The organism is Allobosea sp. TWI1241 (assembly GCF_039673065.1).
In the GTDB taxonomy this organism is placed as follows: Bacteria; Pseudomonadota; Alphaproteobacteria; order Rhizobiales; family Beijerinckiaceae; genus Allobosea.
In genome coordinates, this window is sequence record NZ_JBDJKW010000032.1 from 1 (window position 1) to 1,004 (window position 1,004).

Sequence of the window (1,004 nt, forward strand, 5' to 3'; positions counted from 1 at the left end):
GTGACGCTTTACGAGCTTGAGCCTGCTCCGGGGACGAAGTCGTCGCGGGTGATTTCGCTTGCGGACGACATCGCGCGCTCGATGAGCGCTGTGTCGGCGCGCGTCGCGGTGGTGCAGGGCAAGAACGCCATCGGCATCGAACTGCCGAATGCGCGGCGCGAGACGGTGTTCCTGCGCGAGCTGCTCGCCAGCCACGACTTCGAGGCGACCAAGCACAAGCTGGCGCTGTGCCTCGGAAAGACCATCGGCGGCGAACCGGTGATCGCCGATCTCGCCCGCATGCCGCATCTGCTCGTCGCGGGCACCACCGGCTCGGGCAAGTCGGTGGCGATCAACACCATGATCCTGTCGATCCTCTACCGGCTCACCCCCGAGCAGTGCCGGCTGATCATGGTCGATCCCAAGATGCTGGAGCTGTCGGTCTATGACGGCATCCCGCATCTGCTCACCCCCGTCGTCACCGACCCGAAGAAGGCGGTCGTCGCCCTCAAATGGGCGGTGCGCGAGATGGAGGAGCGCTACAAGAAGATGTCGAAGCTCGGTGTGCGCAACATCGACGGCTTCAACGTGCGCGTCGGCGAGGCCAAGGCCGCCGGCGAGGTGATCACCCGCACCGTGCAGACCGGCTTCGACCGTTCCACCGGCGAGGCGATCTACGAAGAGGAGGCGATGGACCTCGAGCCCTTGCCCTACATCGTCGTGATCGTCGACGAGATGGCCGACCTGATGATGGTCGCCGGCAAGGAGATCGAGGGCACCATCCAGCGCCTGGCCCAGATGGCGCGCGCGGCGGGCATCCATGTCGTGCTGGCGACCCAGCGCCCCTCGGTCGACGTGATCACCGGCACGATCAAGGCGAACTTCCCGACGCGGATCTCCTTCCAGGTCACCAGCAAGATCGACAGCCGCACCATCCTGGGCGAGATGGGCGCCGAGCAGCTGCTCGGCCAGGGCGACATGCTCTACATGGCCGGCGGCGGGCGCATCACCCGCGTGCACGGGCC

Annotated in this window: 1 protein-coding gene; it reads left to right on the top strand. The window is 66.6% G+C overall.

Annotation, left to right across the window (positions count from 1 at the left end; all coding sequences use genetic code 11):
- Nucleotides 1–1,004, top strand: a 1,004-nt coding sequence (locus ABE438_RS20315; RefSeq protein WP_346504492.1) for a DNA translocase FtsK, incomplete at both ends; no start/stop codon positions are given.